Annotated in this window: 1 protein-coding gene; it reads left to right on the top strand. The window is 60.7% G+C overall.

The genetic code is table 11. The annotated features are described in order from the left end of the window. Positions 1-257, top strand: a 257-nt coding sequence (locus HEN33_RS25915; protein ID WP_183083573.1) for a phage minor tail protein L, incomplete at both ends; no start/stop codon positions are given.

The raw sequence follows: 257 nt of genomic DNA, 5'->3' as shown, positions 1-257 counted from the left end.
CAATCCGGAAGCGGACCCGGAGCAGGAGCTGAGCGACCGCTGGGTGGTGGAGCAGATGTCAGAGCTGACGGCCATGACAGCCTCGTTTGTGCTGGCAACACCGACGGAGACGGACGGAGCGCTGTTTCCCGGTCGCATTATGCTGGCGAATACCTGTATGTGGACCTACCGCTCTGATGAGTGTGGTTACACGGGCGGGGCTGTGGCGGATGAGTTCGACAACCCCACCACGGATATCCGTAAGGACAGATGCAGCA

The organism is Escherichia sp. 94.0001 (assembly GCF_013369155.2).
Classification (GTDB): Bacteria; Pseudomonadota; Gammaproteobacteria; order Enterobacterales; family Enterobacteriaceae; genus Escherichia; species Escherichia coli_F.
Note: the sequence above shows the minus strand (reverse complement) of the source record. Positions and strands in the feature narration are given on the sequence as shown.